Here is a 21,304-nt window from a genome sequence, read left to right as displayed (position 1 = left end):
CCGTGCCGGGCAGGTGTCGGTGTAGCACCGGCACCTGCCGCCATTTTCGCTAGAGAATTCCTATGTCCAGCTCCTTCCCCGAATTACTTCCCGCGCGGGACATGCGCCAGGCCATCGACCAGTTCGTCGAGCAGCTGGTGACCCAGTACGCGGATACCCTCGAACGCCTTTCCGCCCCGGTGCTGCACCTGCTGGTGTGGCTCGAACAACTGTTGCGCGGCACGCCCTGGTGGCTGGTGGTGCTGGCCGTGGCCGGCCTGGCCTGGCTGGCCAGTCGGCGTATCGGCCTGGCCGTGGCGATGGCCGCGCTGCTCTGCGTGGTCGGCCTGCTCGGCCTGTGGGATCGCGGCATGCAGACCCTGGCGCTGATGATCATGGCCACCGCCATTTCGGTGCTGATCGGCATCCCCATGGGCATCCTCATGTCGCGCTCGGACTGGCTGCGCAAGCTGATGCTGCCGGTGCTCGACGTCATGCAGACGATGCCCGGCTTCGTCTACCTGATCCCGGTGGTGATGCTGTTCGGCCTGGGCAAGATCCCGGCGATCATCGCCACGGTGATCTACGCCGTGCCGCCGCTGATCCGCCTCACCGACCTGGGCATCCGTCTGGTCGACAGCGAAGTGCTGGAAGCTTCGCGCGCCTTCGGCGCCAATGCCCGCCAGCAGCTGTTCGGCGTGCAGTTGCCGCTGGCCCTGCCGAACATCATGGCCGGCATCAACCAGACCACCATGATGGCCCTGTCGATGGTGGTGATCGCCTCGATGATCGGTGCCCGTGGCCTCGGCCAGGAAGTGCTGCTCGGCATCAACCGCCTGGAGGTCGGCCGTGGCCTGCTGGCCGGCATCGCCATCGTGGCGCTGGCGATCATCTTCGACCGCATCACCCAGGCCTATGGCAAGCGCCAGAGTGGAGACCGCACATGAGCAAGATCGAAGTCCGCGGTATCTACAAACTGTTCGGCAAGCAGCCGCAGGCCTGGCTGGACAAGGCCCGCGCCGGTATGAGCAAGGAACAGATGCTGGCCGAGGGCAAGCATGTGCTGGGCCTGCGCGACATCAGCCTGAGCATCGAGGCTGGCAGCATCTATGTGATCATGGGCCTGTCCGGCTCCGGCAAGTCGACCCTGATCCGTCATTTCAACCGCCTGATCGAGCCCACCGCCGGCGAGATCCTGGTCGATGGCCAGGACGTGATGAAGCTGGGGCCGCGCGAGCTGGAGCGCTTTCGCCAGCGCACCATGAGCATGGTGTTCCAGCGTTTCGGCCTGCTGCCGCACCACAGCGTTCTGGACAACGCTGCCTACGGCCTGAAGATCCAGGGCGTGGCTCGCGCCGAGCGCGAGGCCAAGGCACGGCACTGGCTGGAGCAGGTCGGCCTGGCCGGCTTCGAACAGCAGTTCCCACACCAGCTGTCCGGCGGCATGCAGCAGCGCGTGGGCCTGGCCCGCGCGCTGGCCACCGACGCCGAGATCCTGCTGATGGACGAGGCCTTCTCCGCGCTCGACCCGCTGATCCGCCGCGAGATGCAGGACCAGTTGCTGGAGCTGCAGGCGCGGCTGAACAAGACCATCGTGTTCATCACCCACGACCTCGACGAAGCCCTGCGCCTGGGCAACCGCATCGCCATCCTCAAGGACGGCGAGCTGGTGCAGGAGGGCACCCCTGAGGACATCCTGCTGCACCCGGCCAACGACTACGTGCAGGCCTTCCTGCAGGACGTCAACCGCGGCAAGGTGCTCACCGTGTCGCATGCCATTAGCCAGGGCAAGCTGACCCTGACCACCCGCACCGAGCCGGCCTCGGCCCTGCAGCGCCTGCAGCAGCTGGCCCTGGAATACGCCCCGGTGCTGGACGGCAAGGCCTTACGGGGTGTGCTGACCCAGGCCGCGGCGCAGCGTGCCCTGGCCGACGGTGCCCGCTCCATCGCCGGCTACCTCGACGACGTGGCCACGGTGCCCGCCGACACCGGCCTGGACAGCGTGCTGGCGCAGATGCTGCAGGCTCGCCAGCCGCTGGCGGTGACCGGTGACGACGGCGAGTTCGTCGGCTGGCTGTCGCGCAGCAAGGTGGTCGAACTGGTCAGCCCGCCGGAGTCGCAGGCTGGCTAGTGCGGTGCTCAACCAAGCTCCTCTCGACCGGCTCGAGGGGTGAGGCGAGCCCGTCCAGGGTCTGGCGCAGTACTTCCCGGGCCTGCTGAAGCACCCGCTCCTTCCAGTCCTCGGTATTCACGTAGAAGGCGTCGCGCAGCCGCTGGCCGACCCGCTCCCGCAGGGCCTGAGGGGCCTGCGGGTTGCGGTATAGCCAATGGTCGGTGCGTAGCGCATTGAGTACCTGCCGGCGCGACTGGGTGCCGTACTCCAAGGCCACGCCGTTGTACTCGGCCTGCGGGCATTCCTTTAGCACGACGTGGTCCAGGGTGCCGCTCAGCACCGCGGAGCTGGAGCTGCCGTCCTGGAAGCTGGTCACGCCCTTGCCCCACCAAGCGCGAGCGCGAGCCATTCCGGTGGCGCTGCCGTCGCCCATGTAGATGCGCTCGCCGACGCCGCGCGGGCCGAGCCCGGTGTGTACGTCGATCCAGCCAATGCGCTGGCACTGCTGGGCATGCCGCCCCAGCACCTGGCGTAGGGTGTGGTTGCTCCAGGTCGGGGCGGTGCCGGCGAAGAACAAGCCTCTGGCGTCGCTGCTCTGGCCGCGCGAGATGGCGCCCTGCAGGGCCATCGGGCCGTGGCGCAGGACGTAGCCGAGCAGCCCCAGGTTGCTGAGCAAGGTCGGAGGCTGGCGTTTCGGTAGCAACAGGTGGGCGATCTTTGTGTAGTCGGGGTTGTCTGGCAGCGGCTGGTCGAAGTCGAGGAAGTTGCGGTTGAGGTCGACATTGTCCTCGGTGACCCGGCGTAGCCAGGAGAAGCCATGCGGGTTGAGCGCATGAATGAACAGCACGGCCAGATCGTCACTCCGGCAGAGTTCCAGCCAGACGCGATCGCGCAGGCGGTCGAGCTGCACGGCGGAGCCGCAGAAACCCTCCACGCCGTGGCAGCCGCTGCTCAGCACCAGTAGGTTGGCGGCGTTAGCCGGGCCGAGGCGGGCCACGTCCATGGCCAGCTGTTCACCAGCGCGACCACTCAGGGGGTGGATGTGCGACTCGACGGCGAAGCCGGCATCGGCGCAGGCGTCGAGGAATTTCTGCCGGGCTTCGGCATAACTCTGCGAGAAACAGGTCAGGTCCATGGTGTTTCCGTGTGGTGAGTGGTACCGCCGGATATCGGACGGAGGATTCAGCGCTCTGGGCCGGAGCTCTCGTTAGGCCCAGTGCCGATGCGCTGTGGGGGTAAAGGATTCAGTGGCTCTTCAGGGCGCTCAGGGTGGAGGGATTCAGCGGCTGGTCCGGTTGGCCGCTCAGCCGCAGCAGGCGCTGGCGAGTCGGCTCCGGGGTCAGCATGCGCAGGCCGAGCAGAGCGGCGATCAGGATCACCGTGCCGGACACGCCGAGGATGAGTTCCACCCCGCGACTCACGTCATTGCTCAGCAGCGTGGTGGCCTTGCCGACCAGCCAGGGATAGAAGGCGCCAGAGAGGGTCAGGCTGGCGACATGGATGGCCAGCATGGCGCCGCGCTGGACGCTGGGGGAGATGTGCGCGGTGATGCTCATGCTGTAGCTGAACACCAGGTTCAGGGCCACGCTGCCAAGCACATAGAGGACCAGCTTGGCCGCCACGCTCTGGGCGATGAATCCGAGGGCGATCAGCGCCAGCCCGCCCAGCATGCAGGCCAGCATCGGCGGCCAGATCATGGCTCGCTGCAGTGAGGCGCCGCGGCCCAGGGCGCGGTGCGACAGACCCGGCACCACTAGGTTGAAGATGATCAGGAGGACGGTGGCGGTGAGCATCAGGTAGCCGTTCTGCATGGGCGTCAGGCCCAGGCCCTTCTGCGCGTACACTGCGGTCCAGCTGAAGGCCAGGGCGCTGGGCAGGTAGGCCAGGAAGCACACCAAGCTGAGCCAGAGGAAGGTGCGGTTGAGCAGCAGGTGACGATAGGGCACCCGTGCCGCGCTCTTCAGCTCTTCCTGGTTCTCGCTATAGGGGCCCTCGCCGCCGAGCAGTAACCAGGCTCCGATCCACAGCAGGCTGAGTATGGCCAGCGCTAGGTAGACGGTGCGCCAACCATAGTGTTCGATGCTGAAGGGCAGCAGCAGGGCGCCCAGGGCCGCGCCGATCATCAGCGCTACCTGGACCAGCGAGCCCGGCAGCACGCGCTCGTGCGGCGCGTACCACTTGAAGGTTGCATGCTGGGTCACGGCGCTGCCCGGGCCACAGCCGGCACCGAGCAGCAGGCGGCTGGCGGTGAGGGTCCACAGGCTGCTGGCGAAGGTCACCATCAGTTGGGCGGTGACCCAGACCAGCGACATGCCGACCAGTATCCAGCGCGTCGGCAGGCGATTGGCGAGAAAGCCCACCAGCACGCCGGACAGCGAGTAGAGGAAGAAGAAGGCGCTGCTGACAAAACCGAACTGTTCCGCGCTCAGTTGCAGATCTTCCATGATTGCCAGGCCAGCGAAGCCGAAGATGGTCTTGTCCAGCACGCTGATGACCATCACCGCCATCAGCATGGCGATCACCAGCCTGCGGCGAGTGGGGGAGGGCGACTGCATGGCTCAGGACTCGCTCTGCTGGCTTTCCGGTGGGTGATCCGCGCTACCCATCTCCGGGCGTTGCGGGAGGTGTCGCCTGCGATGCGCGACTTCGTCCTGCCAGGACAGGATCTGCGGGATCGACTGCATCGGGTGTCCTTGTGGTGTTGTCCAGGATGCGCCGCAGCATGCCGCAGGCCGGAGGGCGCCGGATAATCACCTCTGCGCATGCGTATCGGCTTTGGTTATGCTGGTCTGCCATCCGTTCGGGAGAGCCACAATGGCGCTCTATACCGCCGAAATCCTCTGGTCACGCGGCGACCAGGACTTCCTCGACAACCGCTACAGTCGCGGTCACCTGTGGCGCTTCGACGGCGGCATCGAGGTGCCGGCCTCGTCCTCGCCGCATGTGGTGCCGTTGCCTAGCTCGCGCGAGGACGCGGTGGACCCGGAAGAGGCCTTCGTCGCTTCGTTGTCCAGTTGCCATATGCTCTGGTTCCTCTCGCTGGCGGCGCGCAACGGCTGGAAGGTGGATAGCTACCGCGACCAGGCCGAGGGCCGTATGGCCAGGAACGCCGAGGGCCGCTTAGCCATGACCCGCGTCACCCTACGTCCGGCAGTGAGCTTCAACGGTGCCGTGCCCAGCCGAGTGCAGCTCGATGCTCTGCACCACGAGGCGCACGAGGAATGCTTTATTGCCAGCTCGGTAAAGACCGAAGTGAGTTGCGAGCCGCGCTACAGCTGAGCCTGACTCATTCGCCCAGCCTAGGCGCATGCGGGCTCTTGTAGGCGTACACCAGTTCGTCGGCCAGGGCCTTGGCCTCGCGAGTCATCAGCTCCTGGTCGCGGCAGACCAGCGAAATGTTCATCGGCGGTATCTGCTCGCTCACTTCGAGCACCTCCAGCTCCTGGCCGAGCTTGCGGACATGCTCGAGCACACGGCGTGACCAGTAGCTGACGGCGTCGGTTTGCGCTACCAGCTCGCTGAACAGCACCACCGAGGAGCACACGGTGACCTGCTGTGGGTAGGGCAAGCCATTGTCTTCGAAGATCGCGCCGATCTGTGATTGCTCCAGCAGCTCCTGTACCAGCCATTCCTGGTCGAGTAGATCGCGCAGCGAGCGCGCGCCGCTACGTGGGTGGCCCTTGCGCACCGCGAGTACCGCTGGCTGGCTGTACAGCGAGATCCAGTGAAAGCCTTCGCTGTTGCGGTTGGACGGTAGCGAAGTCAGCGCCAAGTCCAGCAGGCCCTCGCGCAGGGCCTCCATCAGTTTGGACGGACGCAGTTCGTGGATCTGCACCTGCACCTTGGGATAGCGCTTGCGGTAGCGGTTGAGGCTATCGATGAACTGGGCGCCGGGGGTGACCGGCGACACGCCGATGGCCACCTTGCCGTCCATGGTGCCCTTGAGGGTCTCTATCTCCTCGCGGGCGCGGCGCACCTCTTCAAGGATCAGGCGGGCGCGGCGTACCAGGCGCTCGCCGTAGTCGGTGACCGTGATGCCACGGTTGGAGCGGATCAGCAGGGGCACGCCGAGCTCGGTCTCCAGCTCCTTGATGCTTTTGGACAGGGCCGGCTGGGAGATGTACAGCAGACGCGAGGCCTCCTGGATACTGCCACTCTCGCTGATAGCGACGATGGCGCGGAGCTGGTGCAGCTTCATGAGCAAGGCCGGAATGTCATGGGCGAGTGGCGGACTCTAAAGCAGACGATGCACCTCGGGGGCAAATACCGACAGGTTGTCGCTGCAAGCGATAAAAAAGCGGCGGCCCGTAGGCCGCCCAAGGTGGAGTATCGCGTGGAACTCAGCGAATGCCCGCGGCACGCAAGGCGCTGGGGGTGAACTGTTTACGGCTGTATTGCACGTCGAACTGGTAGGCGCGTTGCTGCTCGTTGTACAGCGCGCTGACGGCGTAGCGACCGGAGAGTATGTCGTAGTGGGTTTCGGCGCTGAACTGCGGGGCCTGCTGATCGTAGAAGAACAGGCTGTGACCTTCGGACACGCGCCACAGTTGGCCACGGCCGTCGTAGGCATCGACCTCGGCGGCTTGCCAGCTATCCTCGTCGATGAAGAAATCGCGGCGCGAATAGACATGCCGCTCTCCGGCCTTGAGAGTGGCGGTCAGGTGCCAGACCCGGTGCAGCTCGTAACGGGCGTGTTCGGGGTTGAGATGGCCGGGCTGGATGATGTCTGTGTACTTCAGCTTGGGCGAACCCATTCGGTAGCTGTTGTAGGGGATGTAGATCTCCTTCTTGCCCACCAGCTGCCAGTCGAAGCGATCCGGCGAGCCGTTGAACATGTCGAAATCGTCCATGGTGCGCATGCCTTCGGCACCGGGGCTGTCGTAGGCGACCTGCGGCGCGCGGCGCACGCGGCGCTGGCCTGCGTTGTACTGCCAGGCCATGCGCGGCTCCTTGACCTGGTTGATGGTCTCGTGGACCAGCAGCACGCCGCCGGCCAGGCGGGCCGGGGAGAGGAACTCCTCGCGGTACAGGAAGAGTAAGTTGGCCATTTCCTCTGGTGTGTAGTCGGACAGGGCCACCGGGTAGGTCAGTTGCTGCTTGATCAGGCTCGGGGTGAAGGCGCCGTTGGCCTGCGGCGAGGCCTGCACCACCATGCGCTGGTAGGCCCGGCCGCGATAGCGGCCGATGTGGTTCCAAATCACTTCCAGGCCGTTCTGCGGAATGACGAAGGGCAGGCCGCCGCTGCGATAGCCGAGCAGGCCGTTGCCGCCTTCGGCGAGCTGGGTGTCGGAGGCGTTGCGGCGAGTGACTTCCAGGTAGTCCGGGGGCAGGCTGACCGAGCGCCGGGTCGGATAGACCGGGATGCGGTAGCTCTGCGGGTAGCGCTTGAGCAGGGCGATTTGGCCGGGGGTCAGTTTGTCCTGGTACTGGCCGAGATTGTCCGCGGTGATGGTGAACAGCGGTTGGTCGGCGGCGAACGGGTCGGCAAGGAAGCCGTCGGCGTCGCGCTGGCCGGCGTCCCTGGCCAGACCGCCGGTCCAGGCCGGGATACTGCCGTCGGCATTGCCGGCCCGTTCGGCGCCGACCGGGGTCAGGTCCCGGTCGAGGCGGGCGATCTGCTCGGCCGGCACCGCGGCCAGGGTCTGGTTGGCGAGCAGGGCGAGGCCGAGCAGGCCGGTACGCAGCAGTTGCGTGCGGGTCATCGAAAGAGTCATGTGCAGAGACCTCAGAAGCTCATGCCGACGCTGAAGGCGAGGAAGTCGCGGTCGGTGTTGGTGTTGAAGTCGCCACCGAAGTAATCGGTGTAACTCAGGCTGGCGGTGTAGGTGGACAGGTAGTCGGCGTCGAGACCGATGCTCACCGACCGGTTGCCCTCGGTGAAGGTCGGGCCGTTGCCCTCGACGTCGTGGGCGAAGGCCAGGTTGGGCTTGAGGTTGACCCCGGCGACGGCGTCGTTGAACTCCAGCTGTGCACGCAGGCGATAACCCCAGGAGTTCTGGGTGTAGAAGCCCTTGTCGGTGCATTGCCCCGGGTTGGCGCTATTGAGCAGGGCGGAGCAGAGCTGGTTGCCGTTGTTGCCGAGTGCCGCCGCGGATGCGGGTAGCTGGCCGTAGCCGAACACGCTGCTACGGCCGAAACGCAGGTCGGAGCCGTCGGCCGAGCCGAGGTCGCCGATATGGCTGTAACCGACTTCGCCGACCAGGGCCAGGCGGTCGCTGCTCAGCACGTTGTCGAATGTACGCACGGCGCTGACCTGGGCCTGGGTGAATGGCAGGCGCTGGTAGCCCGGCACCAGGCTGCCCTGGCGGGCATCGGCCCAGCCGCTGTCGAAGATCGCCAGGCCTTCGATGCCGAGCAGGTTGACCAGCGCGCCGACGCTGGCGGCGGTGGACACGTCGGTACCGTTGAGCGACAGCGGCATGTTCGGTCGGTAGCTGATCTCGCCGGACAGCGCGGTGCCGTCCGGAGTGGTGGTGGCGAAGCTGATGCCGTAGAGGCGGATGTCTTCCGGGTACTCCAGGTAGTAGCGCGCGCTGCCCGGCCCAGGGGCGCCGGTGACGGCGCTGAGGCTGGCGTTGCCCACCGTCCACATGCTCTCCGGCGTACGGCTGTGGTAATTCATGGCGTAGAAGCCGAACTCGGTGTCGTTCAACTGCGGCGCCAGCCAGCGCAGGGCCACGCCGAACTGGCCGCCGTCGCGCGCCTCCTGATCACTCTGGCGCGGTATCCAGCCGTACACCGCCGGATCGCGGTCGAAATCGTTTCCGAAGGTGGCCACACCCAGGTTGCAGCCCTTGGCCGCGGTGTCGGCACCGAAGAAGGTTCCGCAGTTGTCCAGCACGGTCTTCTCCCATTTCAACTGGTAGAAGGCCTCGATGGACAGGTTGTCGCTCAAGCCTTGGGTGATGTAGAGCATGCTGACCGGGATCAGGCCTTCCTTGATTTCCGAGCCCGGGCGGCGGAAGGAAGCGACATCGGCCGGGTTGATGGCGTTGATGCCGTTGCCGATGAAGGTGCTCTCGCCCCAGCTCACCACCTGCTTGCCGGCGCGCACGCTGCCCGGCAGATCGCCCAGCAGATAGTTGTGGTAGATGAATGCGTCCAGCAACTCGACCCCGGAGGACTTGGCAGCGCTGTCGCGGCCGCTGTCGTCGATGTCGTAGTTCAGACGGTGCTCATCCTTCAGTTCGAAGTCGTACCAGTACTTGCCACGCAGGAACACGCCGGTCTCGCCGTAGCTCAGCTGCAGGTCGTGCACGCCCTTGAAGATCTTGGAGAAGGTCTCGCCCTTCTTGAAATTCAGGCGGCCATCGTCGCTGGTGCGGCTCGATGCCGTGCCGCCGTTGGCCTTGCCGATGAATTTGCCGTCGGCGTCGTCCATGGCCCAGCTGGCGCCGATGGACAGGGCCGAGTCGAAGCGCCCTTCGATTTCCCCGATGTTGAAACTGGCGGCCTGGGCCGGTAGTGCTGTTGCCAATGCTACGGCCAGAGCCAGGGCGTGAGGGTGCATGGCCCTCGCGCCTGTTGTTGTTCTTTTCATGGAGCTCTCCTGCTGGTCAAAGAAGGCCGGCAGCACGAGCCGCGCGGCGCATCACTTCTTTGCAGCCTGATGACAGGTGCCGGGGCATCCTAGGTGGCTGCCCCTGTCCTGACTTCTGAATAATCCTTATGCCCATAGCCAAAGGTGAGGACAGCCGGATGCGTTTCCCCCAGGGGCTGGACAAAGCCCGCCAGCTGGGGCTTGCCGTCGTGTGCTGCGCATAACCGCGAGTTATCCCGATAAGCAGGAATGTCCCGCTGCACTCGTTTCGGGCGTTTGGGTGGGTAGCACGGCGTGGCCCTTGGCTCTGTAATCCCGGCTAAAGCGCAGGGTCGTTCAACCTCCCCCGCAAGCCCTGCCATGCCGCCCCAGTAGGCACATGCCGCGAGGCCCTTGTGGGAGCGGCTTTAGCCGCGATGGCGGGGCTTGGAGCTACTTCGTGCTGCGGTTGTCGTGGCCAAGGCTGGGTGCCGCCCAGCAGACCATGCAGCACCTCAGCTGCTTGGCCATAAAAAAACCGCCCCGGAGGGCGGTTCTTTCACAGCGGCTACGAGTTACAGACCGTTGGCGGCCTTGAACTCGCGGCGGCGGCGGTGCAGCACCGGCTCGGTGTAGCCGTTCGGCTGCTTGGTGCCTTCGACTACCAGTTCCAGGGCGGCCTGGAAGGCGATGTTGCTGTCGAAGTTCGGGGCCAGCGGGCGGTACAGCGGGTCGTTGGCGTTCTGCTTGTCCACCACCGGCGCCATGCGCTTGAGGCTGGCGACCACCTGCTCTTCGGTGACGATGCCGTGGCGCAGCCAGTTGGCCAGCAGCTGGGCGGAGATGCGCAGGGTAGCGCGGTCTTCCATCAGGCCGACGTCGTTGATGTCCGGCACCTTGGAGCAGCCGACGCCCTGGTCGATCCAGCGCACCACGTAGCCGAGGATGCCCTGGGAGTTGTTGTCCAGTTCGTTCTGGATTTCTTCCGGGGTCCAGTTGGTGTTCGGTGCCAGCGGGATGCTCAGGATGTCGTCCAGCGAAGCGCGCTCGCGCTTGGCCAGTTCGGCCTGGCGGGCGAACACGTCGACCTTGTGGTAGTGCAGGGCGTGCAGCGCGGCGGCGGTCGGTGACGGCACCCAGGCGGTGTTGGCGCCGGCCAGCGGGTGAGCGATCTTCTGCTCGAGCATGGCGGCCATCAGGTCGGGCATGGCCCACATGCCCTTGCCGATTTGCGCGCGGCCTTGCAGGCCGGTGGCCAGGCCGATGTCGACGTTCCAGTTCTCGTAGGCACCGATCCACTTCTCGGCCTTCATGGCCGCCTTGCGCACCACGGCGCCGGCTTCCATGGAGGTGTGGATTTCGTCACCGGTACGGTCGAGGAAGCCGGTGTTGATGAACACCACGCGCTCGCTGGCGGCCTTGATGCAGGCTTTCAGGTTGACGGTGGTGCGGCGCTCTTCGTCCATGATGCCGACTTTCAGGGTGTTGCGCGCCAGGCCCAGCACGTCTTCGACGCGACCGAAGATCTCGGTGGTGAAGGCGACTTCTTCCGGGCCGTGCATCTTCGGCTTGACGATGTACACGGAGCCGGTGCGGGTGTTCTTGCGGCTGGTGTTGCCATTCAGGTTGTGGATGGCGATCAGGCTGGTGAACAGCGCGTCCTGAATGCCTTCCGGAATCTCGTTGCCGGCGGCGTCGAGGATGGCCGGGTTGGTCATCAGGTGGCCGACGTTACGCACGAACAGCAGGCTGCGACCGTGCAGGGTCAGCTCTGAGCCGTCGACCTTGGTGTAAACGCGGTCCGGGTTCATGGTGCGGGTGAAGGTCTGGCCGCCCTTGCTGACTTCTTCAGCCAGGTCGCCTTTCATCAGGCCCAGCCAGTTGCGGTAGACCACGACCTTGTCGTCGGCATCGACGGCGGCCACGGAGTCTTCGCAGTCCATGATGGTGGTCAGGGCGGCTTCCATCAGCACGTCCTTCACGCCGGCGGCGTCGGTCTGGCCGATCGGGCTGGAAGCGTCGATCTGGATCTCGAAGTGCAGGCCGTTGTGCTTGAGCAGCACGGCGGTCGGCGCGGCGGCATCGCCCTGGAAGCCGATCAGCTGCGCGTCGTCGCGCAGGCCGGTGTTGCTGCCGCCCTTGAGGCTGACAACCAGGCGGCCGTCAACGATCTTGTAGGCGGTGGAGTCGACGTGGGAGCCGGCAGCCAGTGGCGCAGCCTCGTCGAGGAAGGCGCGGGCGAAGGCGATGACCTTGTCACCACGGACCTTGTTGTAGCCCTTGCCCTTCTCGGCGCCGCCTTCTTCGCTGATTGCGTCGGTGCCGTACAGCGCGTCGTACAGCGAACCCCAGCGGGCGTTGGAGGCGTTCAGGGCGAAGCGGGCGTTCATCACCGGCACCACCAGCTGCGGGCCGGCCAGGCGGGCGATTTCTTCGTCGACGTTCTGGGTGGTGGCCTGGAAGTCGGCCGGCTCCGGCAGCAGGTAGCCGATTTCCTGGAGGAAGGCCTTGTAGGCAGCGGCGTCGTGGGCCTGGCCTTTGCGGGCCTGGTGCCAGGCATCGATCTGCGCCTGGAAGTCGTCACGCTTGGCCAGCAGGGCGCGGTTCTTCGGGGCCAGATCGTTGATCACGGCTTCGGCGCCCGCCCAGAACTTGTCGGCAGCAATGCCGGTACCGGGAATGGCTTCATTGTTGATGAAGTCGTAAAGGGCTTTGGCGACCTGCAGGCCACCGACTTGAACGCGCTCAGTCATTGCTTGCCTCACTTGATTCCAGACAGCTCTAAATCCGGGCCGGACGCCCATGTAGTAAAAGCGGCGGGATACTACATGACTCGAAAGGAAAAATCAGTCACAAACTGCGGCCGCCCGGCGGATCGCCGCAAGGGCCCGACTATACTGCAGGACCCTCATGTGTTTGGAGCCGCCATGCCTGTCAGTCGCGCCGTGATTGCCGATCTTGCCGAGCTGAGTACCCTGTTTGCCGCTTATCTGGACTTCTACCAGGTGCCGCGCGCGCCGGCAGAAATCGGTGCCTTCCTCACTGCACGCCTGGAACGTGGCGACTCGGCGCTGTTCATCGCCCGCGACGCTGGCGGCGTGGCCCAGGGCTTCGTTCAGCTGTATCCCTTCTTCGCGTCGCTGCACCTGGCGCCGGCCATGTTGCTCAGCGACCTCTATGTGCGCGCCGAGGCGCGGCGCCAGGGCGTGGCCGAGGCGCTGATGCAGGCCGCCAGGGAGCACGCCGTTGCCTGTGGCGCCTGTGGCCTGCAACTGGAAACGGCGCGGGACAACTTCGCCGGCCAGGCGCTCTACGAAAAGCTTGGCTATGTGCGCGATGAGGTGTTCTATACCTATTGGCTCGCGCTCTAGCGCGCCCCTTTTTCGAACTGCCGCAAGGAGTCACCCGTGGATCATCTGGTACTCACCGTCATCGCCCCGGACCAGCCGGGCTTGGTCGAACGCATCGCCCAGTGCATCGCTGCTCACGGCGGCAACTGGCTGGAAAGCCGCATGTCGCGCATGGCCGGGCAATTCGCCGGCATCCTGCGGGTGGCCGTGCCGGCCGTGGGGTATGACGAGCTGGTCGAGGGCTTGCAGGAGCTCAACACCCAGGGCATCCGCGTGCTGGTGGCGGAAAGCGGCATCGAGCCGGCCTGCACCTGGAAGCCCATCCACCTGGATCTGGTCGGCAACGACCGCCCCGGCATCGTCCGCGACATTACCCGCCTGCTGGCCGAGCTGGGCATCAACCTGGAGCGCCTCAACACCGAGGTGGCGCCGGCGCCGATGAGTAGCGAGCCGCTGTTCCATGCCGAGGCGCTGCTGGCGGTGCCGTTGAGCCTGTCACTGGATGCGTTGCGCGAGCGCCTGGAGAACCTGGCCGACGACCTGATGGTCGAGCTGAACCTGCGCAGCGAGGATTGATCCCCAGTTTGTGGGGGTGAAGCTGTGGATAGTCTGGGGAGCCCCGGCGCACTGCTTAGTGCCCCGGGGCTTTTCTTTGGCTGATCAGAAAATCCACAGGCCACTGCTGGTTGTGCACAGAGATCGGGGATGAAGCTGTGGGTAACGCCGGTATGACCGGCGTTAGCCTAGGTACGACGCGGTCTGCGCGGGATCGCTGGTTTTTTGCGCAGCTTGCGGTTGCGGCGTGTGAGGCAGGCGACGCGCGGTGGATATCCCCGGAAACTGTGGATGGCTCTGTGGGCAGGCTGGGGGGATGCCGCCATAGCCCCCGTCATTCCTGGCCTGGCGCGCAGTGGCTGAAAAAGCGCCAGCGGCCGTCGCTTGTGCACAAAGTCCGGGGATGGATCTGTGGACAACACCGGTATGACCGGCGCTAGCCCAGGAGCGACGTGGCCTGCGCGTGATCGCTGGTTTTTTGCGCAGCTTGCGACTGCGTATTGCGAGGCCTGCCGCGCGCGGTGGATATCCCCGAAAACTGTGGATGGCTCTGTGGGCAGGCTGGGGGGATGCCGCCATAGCCTTAGTCATTCGTGGCCTGGCGCGCAGTGGCTGAAAAAGCGTCAGCGGCCTGAGCTTGTGCACAAAGTCCGGGGATGAATCTGTGGGTAAGGTCGGTATGACTGGCTCCAGCCCAGTCAGTGCGGCACTTTGCGGCACTAGATGGTTTTTTGTTCAGCGTGAGGCGCTGAAGGGGCGTGCAGTGGATATCCGCAAGGCCTGTGGATGTGTTGCTGGAGCGATTGCCCGCGGATGTGGATATAAGGCGCAGGTGCAGAGCGGGCGGATATCCCCGGATTGCTGGGGCAGGTCTGTGGATAGCCTGGGGGGATCGGGCTCAGGGCCACTGCTGCTGCAGGCCTCAGCGTTTTGCTCAGGAATTGTTCAGGCAGTTGCCGTTTGTGCACAGAGTCTGGGGATGAGGCTGTGGACAAGCACTGGAGCAATAGCGCCGCGCCTGAGACGGCGCGGCTTGCAGTGTTTCGCTTTTTTTTCGCTCAGGCCGCCTGGCCACGACGGCGCATGCCCAGCCAGATATCCAGGCTGTAGATGAACAGTGCGGCCCAGATGCAGACGAAGGACAGCAGCTTGCTCGATTCCAGCGTCTCGCCGAACAGCAGTACCGCCTGCAGCAGCACCAGGGTCGGTGCGATGTACTGCAGGAACCCCAGCGTCGTGTAGGGCAGGTGGCGCGCAGCGGCGTTGAAGCACAGCAGCGGCACCAGGGTGATCGGGCCGGCGGAAATCAGCCACAGCGCCTCGCTGCTGCTCCAGAAGCCGGGCTGGGCACTGACCGCTGCCGGGTGCAGCAGCAACCAGCCGATGGCCACCGGCAGCAGCAGCCAGGTTTCCACTACCAGCCCAGGCAGCGCAGCAACCGGCGCCTGCTTGCGGATCAAGCCATAGAAGCCGAAGGTCAGCGCCAGCACCAGTGACACCCAGGGGATGCTGCCCACCTGCCACAACTGCTGCAGCACGCCGACCGCGGCCAGGCCGACCGCGACCCACTGCAGGCGGCGCAGGCGTTCGCCGAGCAGGAGCATGCCGAGCAGCACGTTGATCAGCGGGTTGATGTAGTAGCCGAGGCTGGCTTCGAGCATGCGGCCGTTGTTCACCGCCCAGACATACACCAGCCAGTTGCTGGCGATCAGCAGGCCACTGCCGGTCAGCACGGCCAGGCGCTTGGGGTTGTCGCGCAGCTCGCGCCACCAGCCGGGGTGTTTCCACAGTTGCAGCAGGATCATGCCGAACAGCGCCGACCACAGCGCCCGATGCACCACGATCTCCAGCGGCGGTACGGCCTGGATGGCTTTGAAGTAGAGCGGGAACAGGCCCCAGATGATGTAGGCGGCAATGCCGAGGGTATAACCCCGAGTGGGGTGGGCGGTGGCCATGGTTTTCCTTGGTGGTTAGGCAGCTAACAAAGTCAGCTGATTCTAGTGCCGGTCCAGGGAGTTTGTCTGTGTGATCAGCTTTGCGCAGGGTGCACGTACGAGGATTCCCGTAACGTCTTCGTTACATCACTCAGGGCGTCGCGTAATAGTCCTTGATGGGCAGCGTCTTCGACTCTGTCACCTGCCAGTTGCCGTCGATCAGCTCCTCTGTGGTTAGAAGCACGACGTCACCTTGGACGGTGGCATCTTCGGTAAAGCGCCACACCGCAACAGGTCGATTGTTGGTGACCTTGTAGCGCTCCTGCTGGTGCCAGCAGCAACCGCTCTTGGCGAAGGTTTCCAGTCGCTTGGCCTTTTCGTCTACGGCGAAGAACCCGAGCGTTGATTCGATCAGGGCGCTCAGCGCGCGGGAATAGCGGAAGGCTCTGACTCGGGGTTCGTAGAGGAATACGTCGTAGCTGGGGCCGCCATAGGAGCCACGATTGCCGTTCTGCACGGCAAAGTCTTCGGCACCATCGAAGTTGAAGTCACCCACATTGACGACCCCCTGATAGGCGTACAGCTGTGCCGAGTTGACCAGTGGTTGGCCATCGGCGCGGCGTGAGAGAAAGACTCCAGGCAGGGCAATGACCTGCAATGGCTTGCTCGAACCTTTTTTCAGCACGGCAAGTCGACCACTTCCTTCGCAGCTGGTGTCGGCGCAGGGTTCGTCCAGGGCGAGGGAAAAATCGAACTGAGCCGAGGCCTCGTTAAGCTGCAGCGCACCGGTTTCAGGCAGGCTCTCGACCGCGTGGGGGAGCGAGGCCAGCTCTTGAAGGCGCCAGCCATAGTGCTCGCGACCGCAGGCCGCGATGTCTGATGTGGCGGCACAGGCCTGGCGGGTTTCCCGTAGCCAACTGCGTTGTTCCTTCAGCAGTTCGTCGTCGCCCTCGATGCCGAACTGACGGGCTCGACGGAAGGTCGTGCTTAATCGCTCGTCCATTTCCGCTAGCGTGGGGTCGGCACAGATGCTCTGTTCCAGCGGATGGCTCGCCTGCGCGCAGTCGAAACTGGCGGCATTGGCGGTCAGGGGGAGCAAACAGAGCAGCGCGAGCGTGTGGCGGGCCATGGACGATCCTTGTCGAGTGGCTGAAATCGTTAGCAGTCTGCCTGCCGGATCAGAACAACCGCAACGGCTCTTCATCCAGCGCCGCCAACTGCTCGCGCAGCGACAGGATCTGATCGCCCCAGTAGCGCTCGTTGGCGAACCAGGGGAAGGCCAGCGGGAACGCCGGGTCATCCCAGCGGCGGGCGATCCAGGCGCTGTGGTGGAGCAGGCGCAGGGCACGCAGGCCCTCGATCAGCGGCAGCTCGCGGGCGTCGAAGTCGTGGAATTCCTGGTAACCATCGATCAACTCGGAGAGCTGGCCGAGACGCTCCTGGCGGTCGCCGGCCAGCATCATCCACAGGTCCTGCACGGCCGGGCCCATGCGGCAGTCGTCGAGGTCGACGATATGGAAGGCGTCGTCGCGGTGCAGCAGGTTGCCCGGGTGGCAATCGCCATGCAGGCGGATCGGCGTGTAGCGCACGCGGGCGAACAGTTCGTCCAGGCGTCTCAGCAGGTCGCGGGCCACCGACTCGTAAGCGGGCAGCAGGCTGCGCGGCACGAAGCCACCTTCCAGCAGCGTGGCCAGCGAAGCGTGGCCGAAGTTGTCCACGGCCAGCGTCTCGCGGTGCGCGAAGGGCCGGCTGGCACCCACGCCGTGCAAGCGGCCGAGCAACTGGCCGAGGCGGTACAGCTGGTCGAGGTTGCCCGGCTCAGGCGCGCGGCCGCCGCGGCGCGGGAATAGGGCAAAGCGGAAGCCGGCGTGCTCGAACAGGCTCTCGCCATCGCGCTGCAGTGGCGCGACTACCGGTACGTCGCACTCGGCCAGCTCCTGGCTGAAGCTGTGCTCCTCGCGGATCGCCTCGTCACTCCAGCGGTCGGGGCGGTAGAACTTGGCGATTAGCGGTTGCTCATCCTCTATGCCGACCTGGTAGACGCGGTTCTCGTAGCTGTTCAGCGCCAGCACGCGGGCGTCGCTGAGGTAGCCGATGCTCTCCACGGCGTCGAGGACCAGGTCGGGTGTCAAGGTGGCGAAGGGGTGGCTCATGGGGTGCTCCATTCAGGGCGCCCAGTGTAGCCCTCTCGTCTGTGCGTCGGGGGTTCAGTCTCCGGGTTTTGGCGTACGGGCCAGACAATAGATGTCCACCCGGGTTGCCCCTGCTCGCAACAACAGGCGCGCGATGGCCTCGGCGGTGGCGCCGGTGGTCAGCACATCGTCGACCAGCGCTATGTGCCGCCCGGCCACCTGCGCGCGATCGTGCAGGGCGAAGGCCTGACGCAGGTTGCGCTTGCGCGCGGCGGCGTCCAGTTCCTGCTGGTGCGCGCCTTCACGCGGGCGCAGCAGCCAGTGTTCCTGCAGGGGCAACTGCAAACTGCGGGCAAGCCAGCCGGCGAGCATGCCGGCCTGGTTGAAGCCGCGCTGGCGCAGACGCTTGCGCCCCAGCGGCACCGGCAGCAGCAGGTCCGGGCGCGGCAGGCCTTCGGCGAAGGCGTGTTGCAGATGATGTGACAACAAGGCACCGAGCAGGCGTCCCATGGGCCATTGTTGCTGATGCTTGAAGCGAGTGATCAGGCTGTCGACCGGGAAGGCATAGCGCCACGGCACCTCCACCCGGGCGAAGCTCGGTGGGCGTTTCTGGCACTGGCCGCAGAGCAGGCCTTCGCTCGGCAAGGGCAGGGCGCAGGTGCTGCAGTGTCCGCTCAGCCACGGCAGCTCGGCTTCGCAGGCGCTGCACAGGGCCTCGCCGGTGTCGCTCTGCTCGTCACAGATCAGGCACGGCTGTTTGTTTTTTGTCCACTTGTAAACCGAGTTATCGCGCGATGGTTGACAGTGCATGGTCCTTCCCTTGACGATGCCGGCAGCCGTGTTGCACAGCCTAGAACAAGGATTACCCCGATGAGCGCCAGTACCGCTTCCGTCACCCGTCACGATTGGTCCCTCGCCGAGGTCAGGGCGCTGTTCGAGCAGCCGTTCAATGACCTGCTGTTCCAGGCGCAGACCGTGCACCGCGCGCATTTCGACCCGAACCGCGTGCAGGTTTCCACCCTGCTGTCGATCAAGACCGGCGCCTGCCCGGAAGACTGCAAGTATTGCCCGCAGTCCGGCCACTACAACACCGGCCTCGACAAAGAAAAACTGATGGAAGTGCAGAAGGTGCTGGAGGCGGCCGCCGAGGCCAAGGCCATCGGCTCCACGCGCTTCTGCATGGGCGCGGCGTGGAAGCACCCGTCCGCCAAGGACATGCCCTACGTGCTGAAGATGGTCGAGGGCGTGAAGAAGCTCGGCCTGGAAACCTGCATGACCCTGGGCAAGCTCGATCAGGAGCAGACCAAGGCGCTCGCCGAAGCCGGCCTCGACTACTACAACCACAACCTCGATACCTCGCCGGAGTTCTACGGCAACATCATCACCACCCGCACCTACAGCGAGCGCCTGCAGACCCTGGCCTATGTGCGCGAGGCGGGGATGAAGATCTGCTCCGGTGGCATCCTCGGCATGGGCGAGTCGATCGACGACCGTGCCGGCCTGCTGATCCAGCTGGCCAACCTGCCCGAGCATCCGGAGTCGGTGCCGATCAACATGCTGGTGAAGGTGAAGGGCACGCCGCTGGCCGAGGAGAAGGACGTCGATCCGTTCGACTTCATCCGCACCCTGGCCGTGGCGCGGATCATGATGCCGAAGTCGCATGTGCGCCTGTCCGCCGGCCGCGAGCAGATGAACGAGCAGATGCAGGCCCTGGCCTTCATGGCCGGCGCCAACTCGATCTTCTACGGCGAGAAGCTGCTGACCACCGCCAACCCGCAGGCAGACAAGGACATGCAGCTGTTCGCCCGCCTCGGCATCAAGCCGGAGGAGCGTGAAGAACACGCCGACGAGGTGCACCAGGCCGCCATCGAGCAGGCCCTGGTCGAGCAGCGCGACTCGCAGCTGTTCTACGACGCCGCCGTCTGACGCTAACGCTTTTGTGGGAGCGGCTTTAGCCGCGATGACCAGACAGCATCGCGGTTGAGGCGAGGGTGCCGCCCAGCGCAATGCCGCGCAATCGCTCCCACGGCCATCAAGGTTGCTCATGTCTTTCGATCTCGCTTCCCGCCTCGCCGAGCGCCAGGCTGCCGATCTGTTCCGCCAGCGCCCGTTGCTGGCCAGCCCGCAGGGCCCGGAGGTACAGGTCGACGGCCAGACGCTGCTGGCCTTCTGTTCCAACGACTACCTGGGCCTGGCCAACCATCCCGAGGTGATCGCCGCCATGCGCCACGGCGCGGAAAGATGGGGCGTCGGTGGCGGCGCCTCGCACCTGGTGATCGGCCACAGCACCCCGCACCACGAGCTGGAGGAGGCGCTGGCCGAGTTCACCGGGCGCCCGCGCGCGTTGCTGTTTTCCACCGGCTACATGGCCAACCTGGCGGCAGTCACGGCGCTGGTCGGGCAGGGCGATACGGTGCTGGAAGACCGTATCAATCATGCCTCGCTGCTGGACGCCGGGCTGCTGTCCGGCGCGCGCTTCTCGCGCTACCTGCACAACGATGCAGCCAGCCTGGCCAGCCGCCTGGAGAAAGCCACGGGCAATACCCTGGTGGTCACCGACGGCGTGTTCAGCATGGACGGCGACCTGGCCGACCTGCCGGCGCTGTGTGCCGAGGCGCGCAGGAAAGACACCTGGGTGATGGTCGATGACGCCCATGGTTTCGGCCCGCTGGGTGCCACGGGCGGCGGCATCGTCGAGCACTTCGGCTTGGGCCTGGACGATGTGCAGGTGCTGGTCGGTACCCTGGGCAAGGCCTTCGGCACCGCCGGCGCCTTCGTCGCCGGCAGCGAGGAGCTGATCGAAACCCTGATCCAGTTCGCCCGTCCCTATATCTACACCACCAGCCAGCCACCGGCGGTGGCCTGCGCCACGCTGAAGAGCCTGCAGCTGCTGCGCACCGAGGGCTGGCGTCGCGAGCACCTGAACCAACTGATTGCACGCTTCCGCCAGGGTGCCGCCGAGATCGGCCTGAGCCTGATGGACAGTCCGACGCCGATCCAGCCGATCCTGGTCGGCGACAGTGCCCGCGCCCTGCAGCTCTCTGCGCTGCTCAAGGCGCGCGGCCTGCTGGTCGGCGCCATCCGCCCGCCGACCGTACCGGCCGGCAGCGCACGCCTGCGGGTGACGCTCTCCGCCACCCACAGCGAGGCGCAGCTGGAGCGCCTGCTCGCTGCCTTGGCCGAATGCTGGCCGATGGTGAATGGCGATGCGTGACCATCTAATCCTGCTGCCCGGCTGGGGCCTCGGTAGCCTGCCGCTGGAGGTACTGGCCGAGGCCCTGCGCGGACTTGATCCGGCGCTCAAGGTGGAGATCGAACCGCTGCCGGAGCTGACCCGCGGCGAGCCGCGCGACTGGCTGCTGGAGCTGGACGAGCGCCTGCCCGCCGACACCTGGCTGGGTGGCTGGTCGCTCGGCGGCATGCTCGCCAGCGAACTGGCGGCGCTGCGCGGCGAACGCTGCCGCGGCCTGCTGACCCTGGCCAGCAATCCCTGTTTCGTCGCCGGCCCCGATTGGCCGTTCGCCATGGCCGAGGCCACGTTCGACGCCTTCGTCGATGGCTGCCGGCTGCAGTCGGAAAACATCCTCAAGCGGTTCGCCCTGCTCTGTACCCAGGGCGCTGACGAGGCGCGCAGCCTGGCGCGCCAGCTGCAGGCCGCGGCGCCGCGGCAGGCGCCCGACGTGCTGCTGGCTGGCCTCGAAGTGTCCGGCAACTTCGACGGG

General features: G+C 65.7%; 19 protein-coding genes. 8 read left to right on the top strand and 11 right to left on the bottom strand.

The window, feature by feature from the left end; genetic code table 11:
• Positions 1 to 62 precede the first annotated feature (62 nt).
• Positions 63 to 926, top strand: coding sequence for an ABC transporter permease (locus AYB31_RS00445; RefSeq protein ID WP_068824660.1), 864 nt, complete (start codon positions 63 to 65; stop codon positions 924 to 926).
• Entirely contained in the window at positions 923 to 2,110 is a 1,188-nt protein-coding gene (locus AYB31_RS00440; RefSeq protein WP_068824658.1) for a quaternary amine ABC transporter ATP-binding protein, read from the top strand. Before AYB31_RS00445 ends, AYB31_RS00440 begins: the two co-directional genes overlap by 4 nt.
• Here AYB31_RS00440 and AYB31_RS00435 read toward each other — a convergent pair.
• The 3 genes from AYB31_RS00435 to AYB31_RS22095 all read right to left on the bottom strand — a co-directional run bounded on the left by AYB31_RS00435 (position 2,082) and on the right by AYB31_RS22095 (position 4,776).
• Entirely contained in the window at positions 2,082 to 3,227 is a 1,146-nt protein-coding gene (locus AYB31_RS00435; protein ID WP_068824656.1) for a M14 family metallopeptidase, read from the bottom strand. The two genes, AYB31_RS00440 and AYB31_RS00435, sit on opposite strands and share 29 nt — an antisense overlap.
• Positions 3,228 to 3,336: 109 nt before the next feature.
• Positions 3,337 to 4,647, bottom strand: a complete 1,311-nt coding sequence (locus AYB31_RS00430; protein ID WP_068824654.1) for an MFS transporter — start codon at positions 4,645 to 4,647, stop codon at positions 3,337 to 3,339.
• Positions 4,648 to 4,650: 3 nt separating this feature from the next.
• Positions 4,651 to 4,776: a hypothetical protein gene (locus AYB31_RS22095; protein WP_269085677.1), complete on the bottom strand. Its 126-nt coding sequence runs from the start codon at positions 4,774 to 4,776 to the stop codon at positions 4,651 to 4,653.
• Between the two features lie 130 nt (positions 4,777 to 4,906).
• Here AYB31_RS22095 and AYB31_RS00425 point away from each other — a divergent pair, with 130 nt between their 5' ends.
• Entirely contained in the window at positions 4,907 to 5,371 is a 465-nt protein-coding gene (locus AYB31_RS00425) for an OsmC family protein (RefSeq protein ID WP_068824652.1), read from the top strand.
• Positions 5,372 to 5,378: 7 nt separating this feature from the next.
• Here the strand turns inward: AYB31_RS00425 and AYB31_RS00420 are convergent, their stop codons facing one another.
• The 4 genes from AYB31_RS00420 to AYB31_RS00405 all read right to left on the bottom strand — a co-directional run bounded on the left by AYB31_RS00420 (position 5,379) and on the right by AYB31_RS00405 (position 12,364).
• Positions 5,379 to 6,290, bottom strand: coding sequence for a LysR substrate-binding domain-containing protein (locus tag AYB31_RS00420; RefSeq protein ID WP_068824650.1), 912 nt, complete (start codon positions 6,288 to 6,290; stop codon positions 5,379 to 5,381).
• Positions 6,291 to 6,432: 142 nt separating this feature from the next.
• The gene (locus AYB31_RS00415; protein ID WP_068824648.1) at positions 6,433 to 7,794 is read right to left on the bottom strand and encodes a DUF1329 domain-containing protein; all 1,362 of its coding nucleotides are present in this window, start codon (positions 7,792 to 7,794) and stop codon (positions 6,433 to 6,435) included.
• 23 nt (positions 7,795 to 7,817) lie between these two features.
• The gene (locus AYB31_RS00410; protein ID WP_068824899.1) at positions 7,818 to 9,632 is read right to left on the bottom strand and encodes a DUF1302 domain-containing protein; all 1,815 of its coding nucleotides are present in this window, start codon (positions 9,630 to 9,632) and stop codon (positions 7,818 to 7,820) included.
• A 554-nt stretch (positions 9,633 to 10,186) separates the two neighbouring features.
• The gene (locus AYB31_RS00405) at positions 10,187 to 12,364 is read right to left on the bottom strand and encodes a malate synthase G (protein WP_068824646.1); all 2,178 of its coding nucleotides are present in this window, start codon (positions 12,362 to 12,364) and stop codon (positions 10,187 to 10,189) included.
• A 174-nt stretch (positions 12,365 to 12,538) separates the two neighbouring features.
• Between AYB31_RS00405 and AYB31_RS00400 the strand changes: the two genes are divergently transcribed.
• Positions 12,539 to 12,982, top strand: a complete 444-nt coding sequence (locus tag AYB31_RS00400; protein ID WP_068824644.1) for a GNAT family N-acetyltransferase — start codon at positions 12,539 to 12,541, stop codon at positions 12,980 to 12,982.
• Between the two features lie 36 nt (positions 12,983 to 13,018).
• Complete coding sequence (locus AYB31_RS00395; RefSeq protein ID WP_068824642.1) at positions 13,019 to 13,537, top strand: glycine cleavage system protein R; 519 nt, start codon at positions 13,019 to 13,021, stop codon at positions 13,535 to 13,537.
• 1,037 nt (positions 13,538 to 14,574) lie between these two features.
• Here the strand turns inward: AYB31_RS00395 and rarD are convergent.
• From rarD to AYB31_RS00375, 4 genes are all read right to left on the bottom strand, one after another.
• Positions 14,575 to 15,471, bottom strand: a complete 897-nt coding sequence (rarD, locus tag AYB31_RS00390; protein WP_068824641.1) for an EamA family transporter RarD — start codon at positions 15,469 to 15,471, stop codon at positions 14,575 to 14,577.
• Positions 15,472 to 15,601: 130 nt separating this feature from the next.
• Entirely contained in the window at positions 15,602 to 16,579 is a 978-nt protein-coding gene (locus AYB31_RS00385; protein ID WP_068824639.1) for a lysozyme inhibitor LprI family protein, read from the bottom strand.
• A gap of 49 nt (positions 16,580 to 16,628) precedes the next feature.
• Positions 16,629 to 17,603, bottom strand: a complete 975-nt coding sequence (locus AYB31_RS00380; RefSeq protein ID WP_068824637.1) for a serine/threonine protein kinase — start codon at positions 17,601 to 17,603, stop codon at positions 16,629 to 16,631.
• A gap of 54 nt (positions 17,604 to 17,657) precedes the next feature.
• Positions 17,658 to 18,392, bottom strand: coding sequence for a ComF family protein (locus AYB31_RS00375; protein WP_068824635.1), 735 nt, complete (start codon positions 18,390 to 18,392; stop codon positions 17,658 to 17,660).
• Positions 18,393 to 18,452: 60 nt separating this feature from the next.
• Here AYB31_RS00375 and bioB point away from each other — a divergent pair, with 60 nt between their 5' ends.
• From bioB to AYB31_RS00360, 3 genes are all read left to right on the top strand, one after another.
• On the top strand, positions 18,453 to 19,508 hold the full coding sequence (gene bioB / locus AYB31_RS00370; RefSeq protein WP_068824633.1) for a biotin synthase BioB: 1,056 nt from the start codon (positions 18,453 to 18,455) through the stop codon (positions 19,506 to 19,508).
• Between the two features lie 118 nt (positions 19,509 to 19,626).
• Entirely contained in the window at positions 19,627 to 20,796 is a 1,170-nt protein-coding gene (gene bioF, locus AYB31_RS00365) for an 8-amino-7-oxononanoate synthase (protein WP_068824631.1), read from the top strand.
• The coding region (locus AYB31_RS00360; protein WP_068824629.1) for a transporter at positions 20,789 to 21,304 on the top strand (516 nt) is incomplete at its 3' end. The genes bioF and AYB31_RS00360, both read left to right, overlap by 8 nt.

This window comes from Pseudomonas sp. BMS12, from assembly GCF_001592875.1.
Classification (GTDB): domain Bacteria; phylum Pseudomonadota; class Gammaproteobacteria; order Pseudomonadales; family Pseudomonadaceae; genus Aquipseudomonas.
The sequence above is the reverse complement of the archived record's forward strand: the minus strand, read 5'-3'. Positions and strand labels throughout refer to the sequence as shown.

What these genes read in the sequence shown, in the direction of transcription:
- AYB31_RS22095 (WP_269085677.1), bottom strand. Translation starts at nt 4,776, where the DNA reads ATGCAGTCGATCCCGCAGATCCTGTCCTGGCAGGACGAAGTCGCGCAT.
- AYB31_RS00420 (WP_068824650.1), bottom strand. Translation starts at nt 6,290, where the DNA reads ATGAAGCTGCACCAGCTCCGCGCCATCGTCGCTATCAGCGAGAGTGGC.
- AYB31_RS00430 (WP_068824654.1), bottom strand. Translation starts at nt 4,647, where the DNA reads ATGCAGTCGCCCTCCCCCACTCGCCGCAGGCTGGTGATCGCCATGCTG.
- AYB31_RS00425 (WP_068824652.1), top strand. Translation starts at nt 4,907, where the DNA reads ATGGCGCTCTATACCGCCGAAATCCTCTGGTCACGCGGCGACCAGGAC.
- AYB31_RS00400 (WP_068824644.1), top strand. Translation starts at nt 12,539, where the DNA reads ATGCCTGTCAGTCGCGCCGTGATTGCCGATCTTGCCGAGCTGAGTACC.
- bioF (WP_068824631.1), top strand. Translation starts at nt 19,627, where the DNA reads ATGTCTTTCGATCTCGCTTCCCGCCTCGCCGAGCGCCAGGCTGCCGAT.
- AYB31_RS00380 (WP_068824637.1), bottom strand. Translation starts at nt 17,603, where the DNA reads ATGAGCCACCCCTTCGCCACCTTGACACCCGACCTGGTCCTCGACGCC.
- AYB31_RS00440 (WP_068824658.1), top strand. Translation starts at nt 923, where the DNA reads ATGAGCAAGATCGAAGTCCGCGGTATCTACAAACTGTTCGGCAAGCAG.
- AYB31_RS00405 (WP_068824646.1), bottom strand. Translation starts at nt 12,364, where the DNA reads ATGACTGAGCGCGTTCAAGTCGGTGGCCTGCAGGTCGCCAAAGCCCTT.
- AYB31_RS00375 (WP_068824635.1), bottom strand. Translation starts at nt 18,392, where the DNA reads ATGCACTGTCAACCATCGCGCGATAACTCGGTTTACAAGTGGACAAAA.
- rarD (WP_068824641.1), bottom strand. Translation starts at nt 15,471, where the DNA reads ATGGCCACCGCCCACCCCACTCGGGGTTATACCCTCGGCATTGCCGCC.
- AYB31_RS00435 (WP_068824656.1), bottom strand. Translation starts at nt 3,227, where the DNA reads ATGGACCTGACCTGTTTCTCGCAGAGTTATGCCGAAGCCCGGCAGAAA.
- AYB31_RS00415 (WP_068824648.1), bottom strand. Translation starts at nt 7,794, where the DNA reads ATGACCCGCACGCAACTGCTGCGTACCGGCCTGCTCGGCCTCGCCCTG.
- AYB31_RS00385 (WP_068824639.1), bottom strand. Translation starts at nt 16,579, where the DNA reads ATGGCCCGCCACACGCTCGCGCTGCTCTGTTTGCTCCCCCTGACCGCC.
- AYB31_RS00410 (WP_068824899.1), bottom strand. Translation starts at nt 9,632, where the DNA reads ATGAAAAGAACAACAACAGGCGCGAGGGCCATGCACCCTCACGCCCTG.
- AYB31_RS00445 (WP_068824660.1), top strand. Translation starts at nt 63, where the DNA reads ATGTCCAGCTCCTTCCCCGAATTACTTCCCGCGCGGGACATGCGCCAG.
- bioB (WP_068824633.1), top strand. Translation starts at nt 18,453, where the DNA reads ATGAGCGCCAGTACCGCTTCCGTCACCCGTCACGATTGGTCCCTCGCC.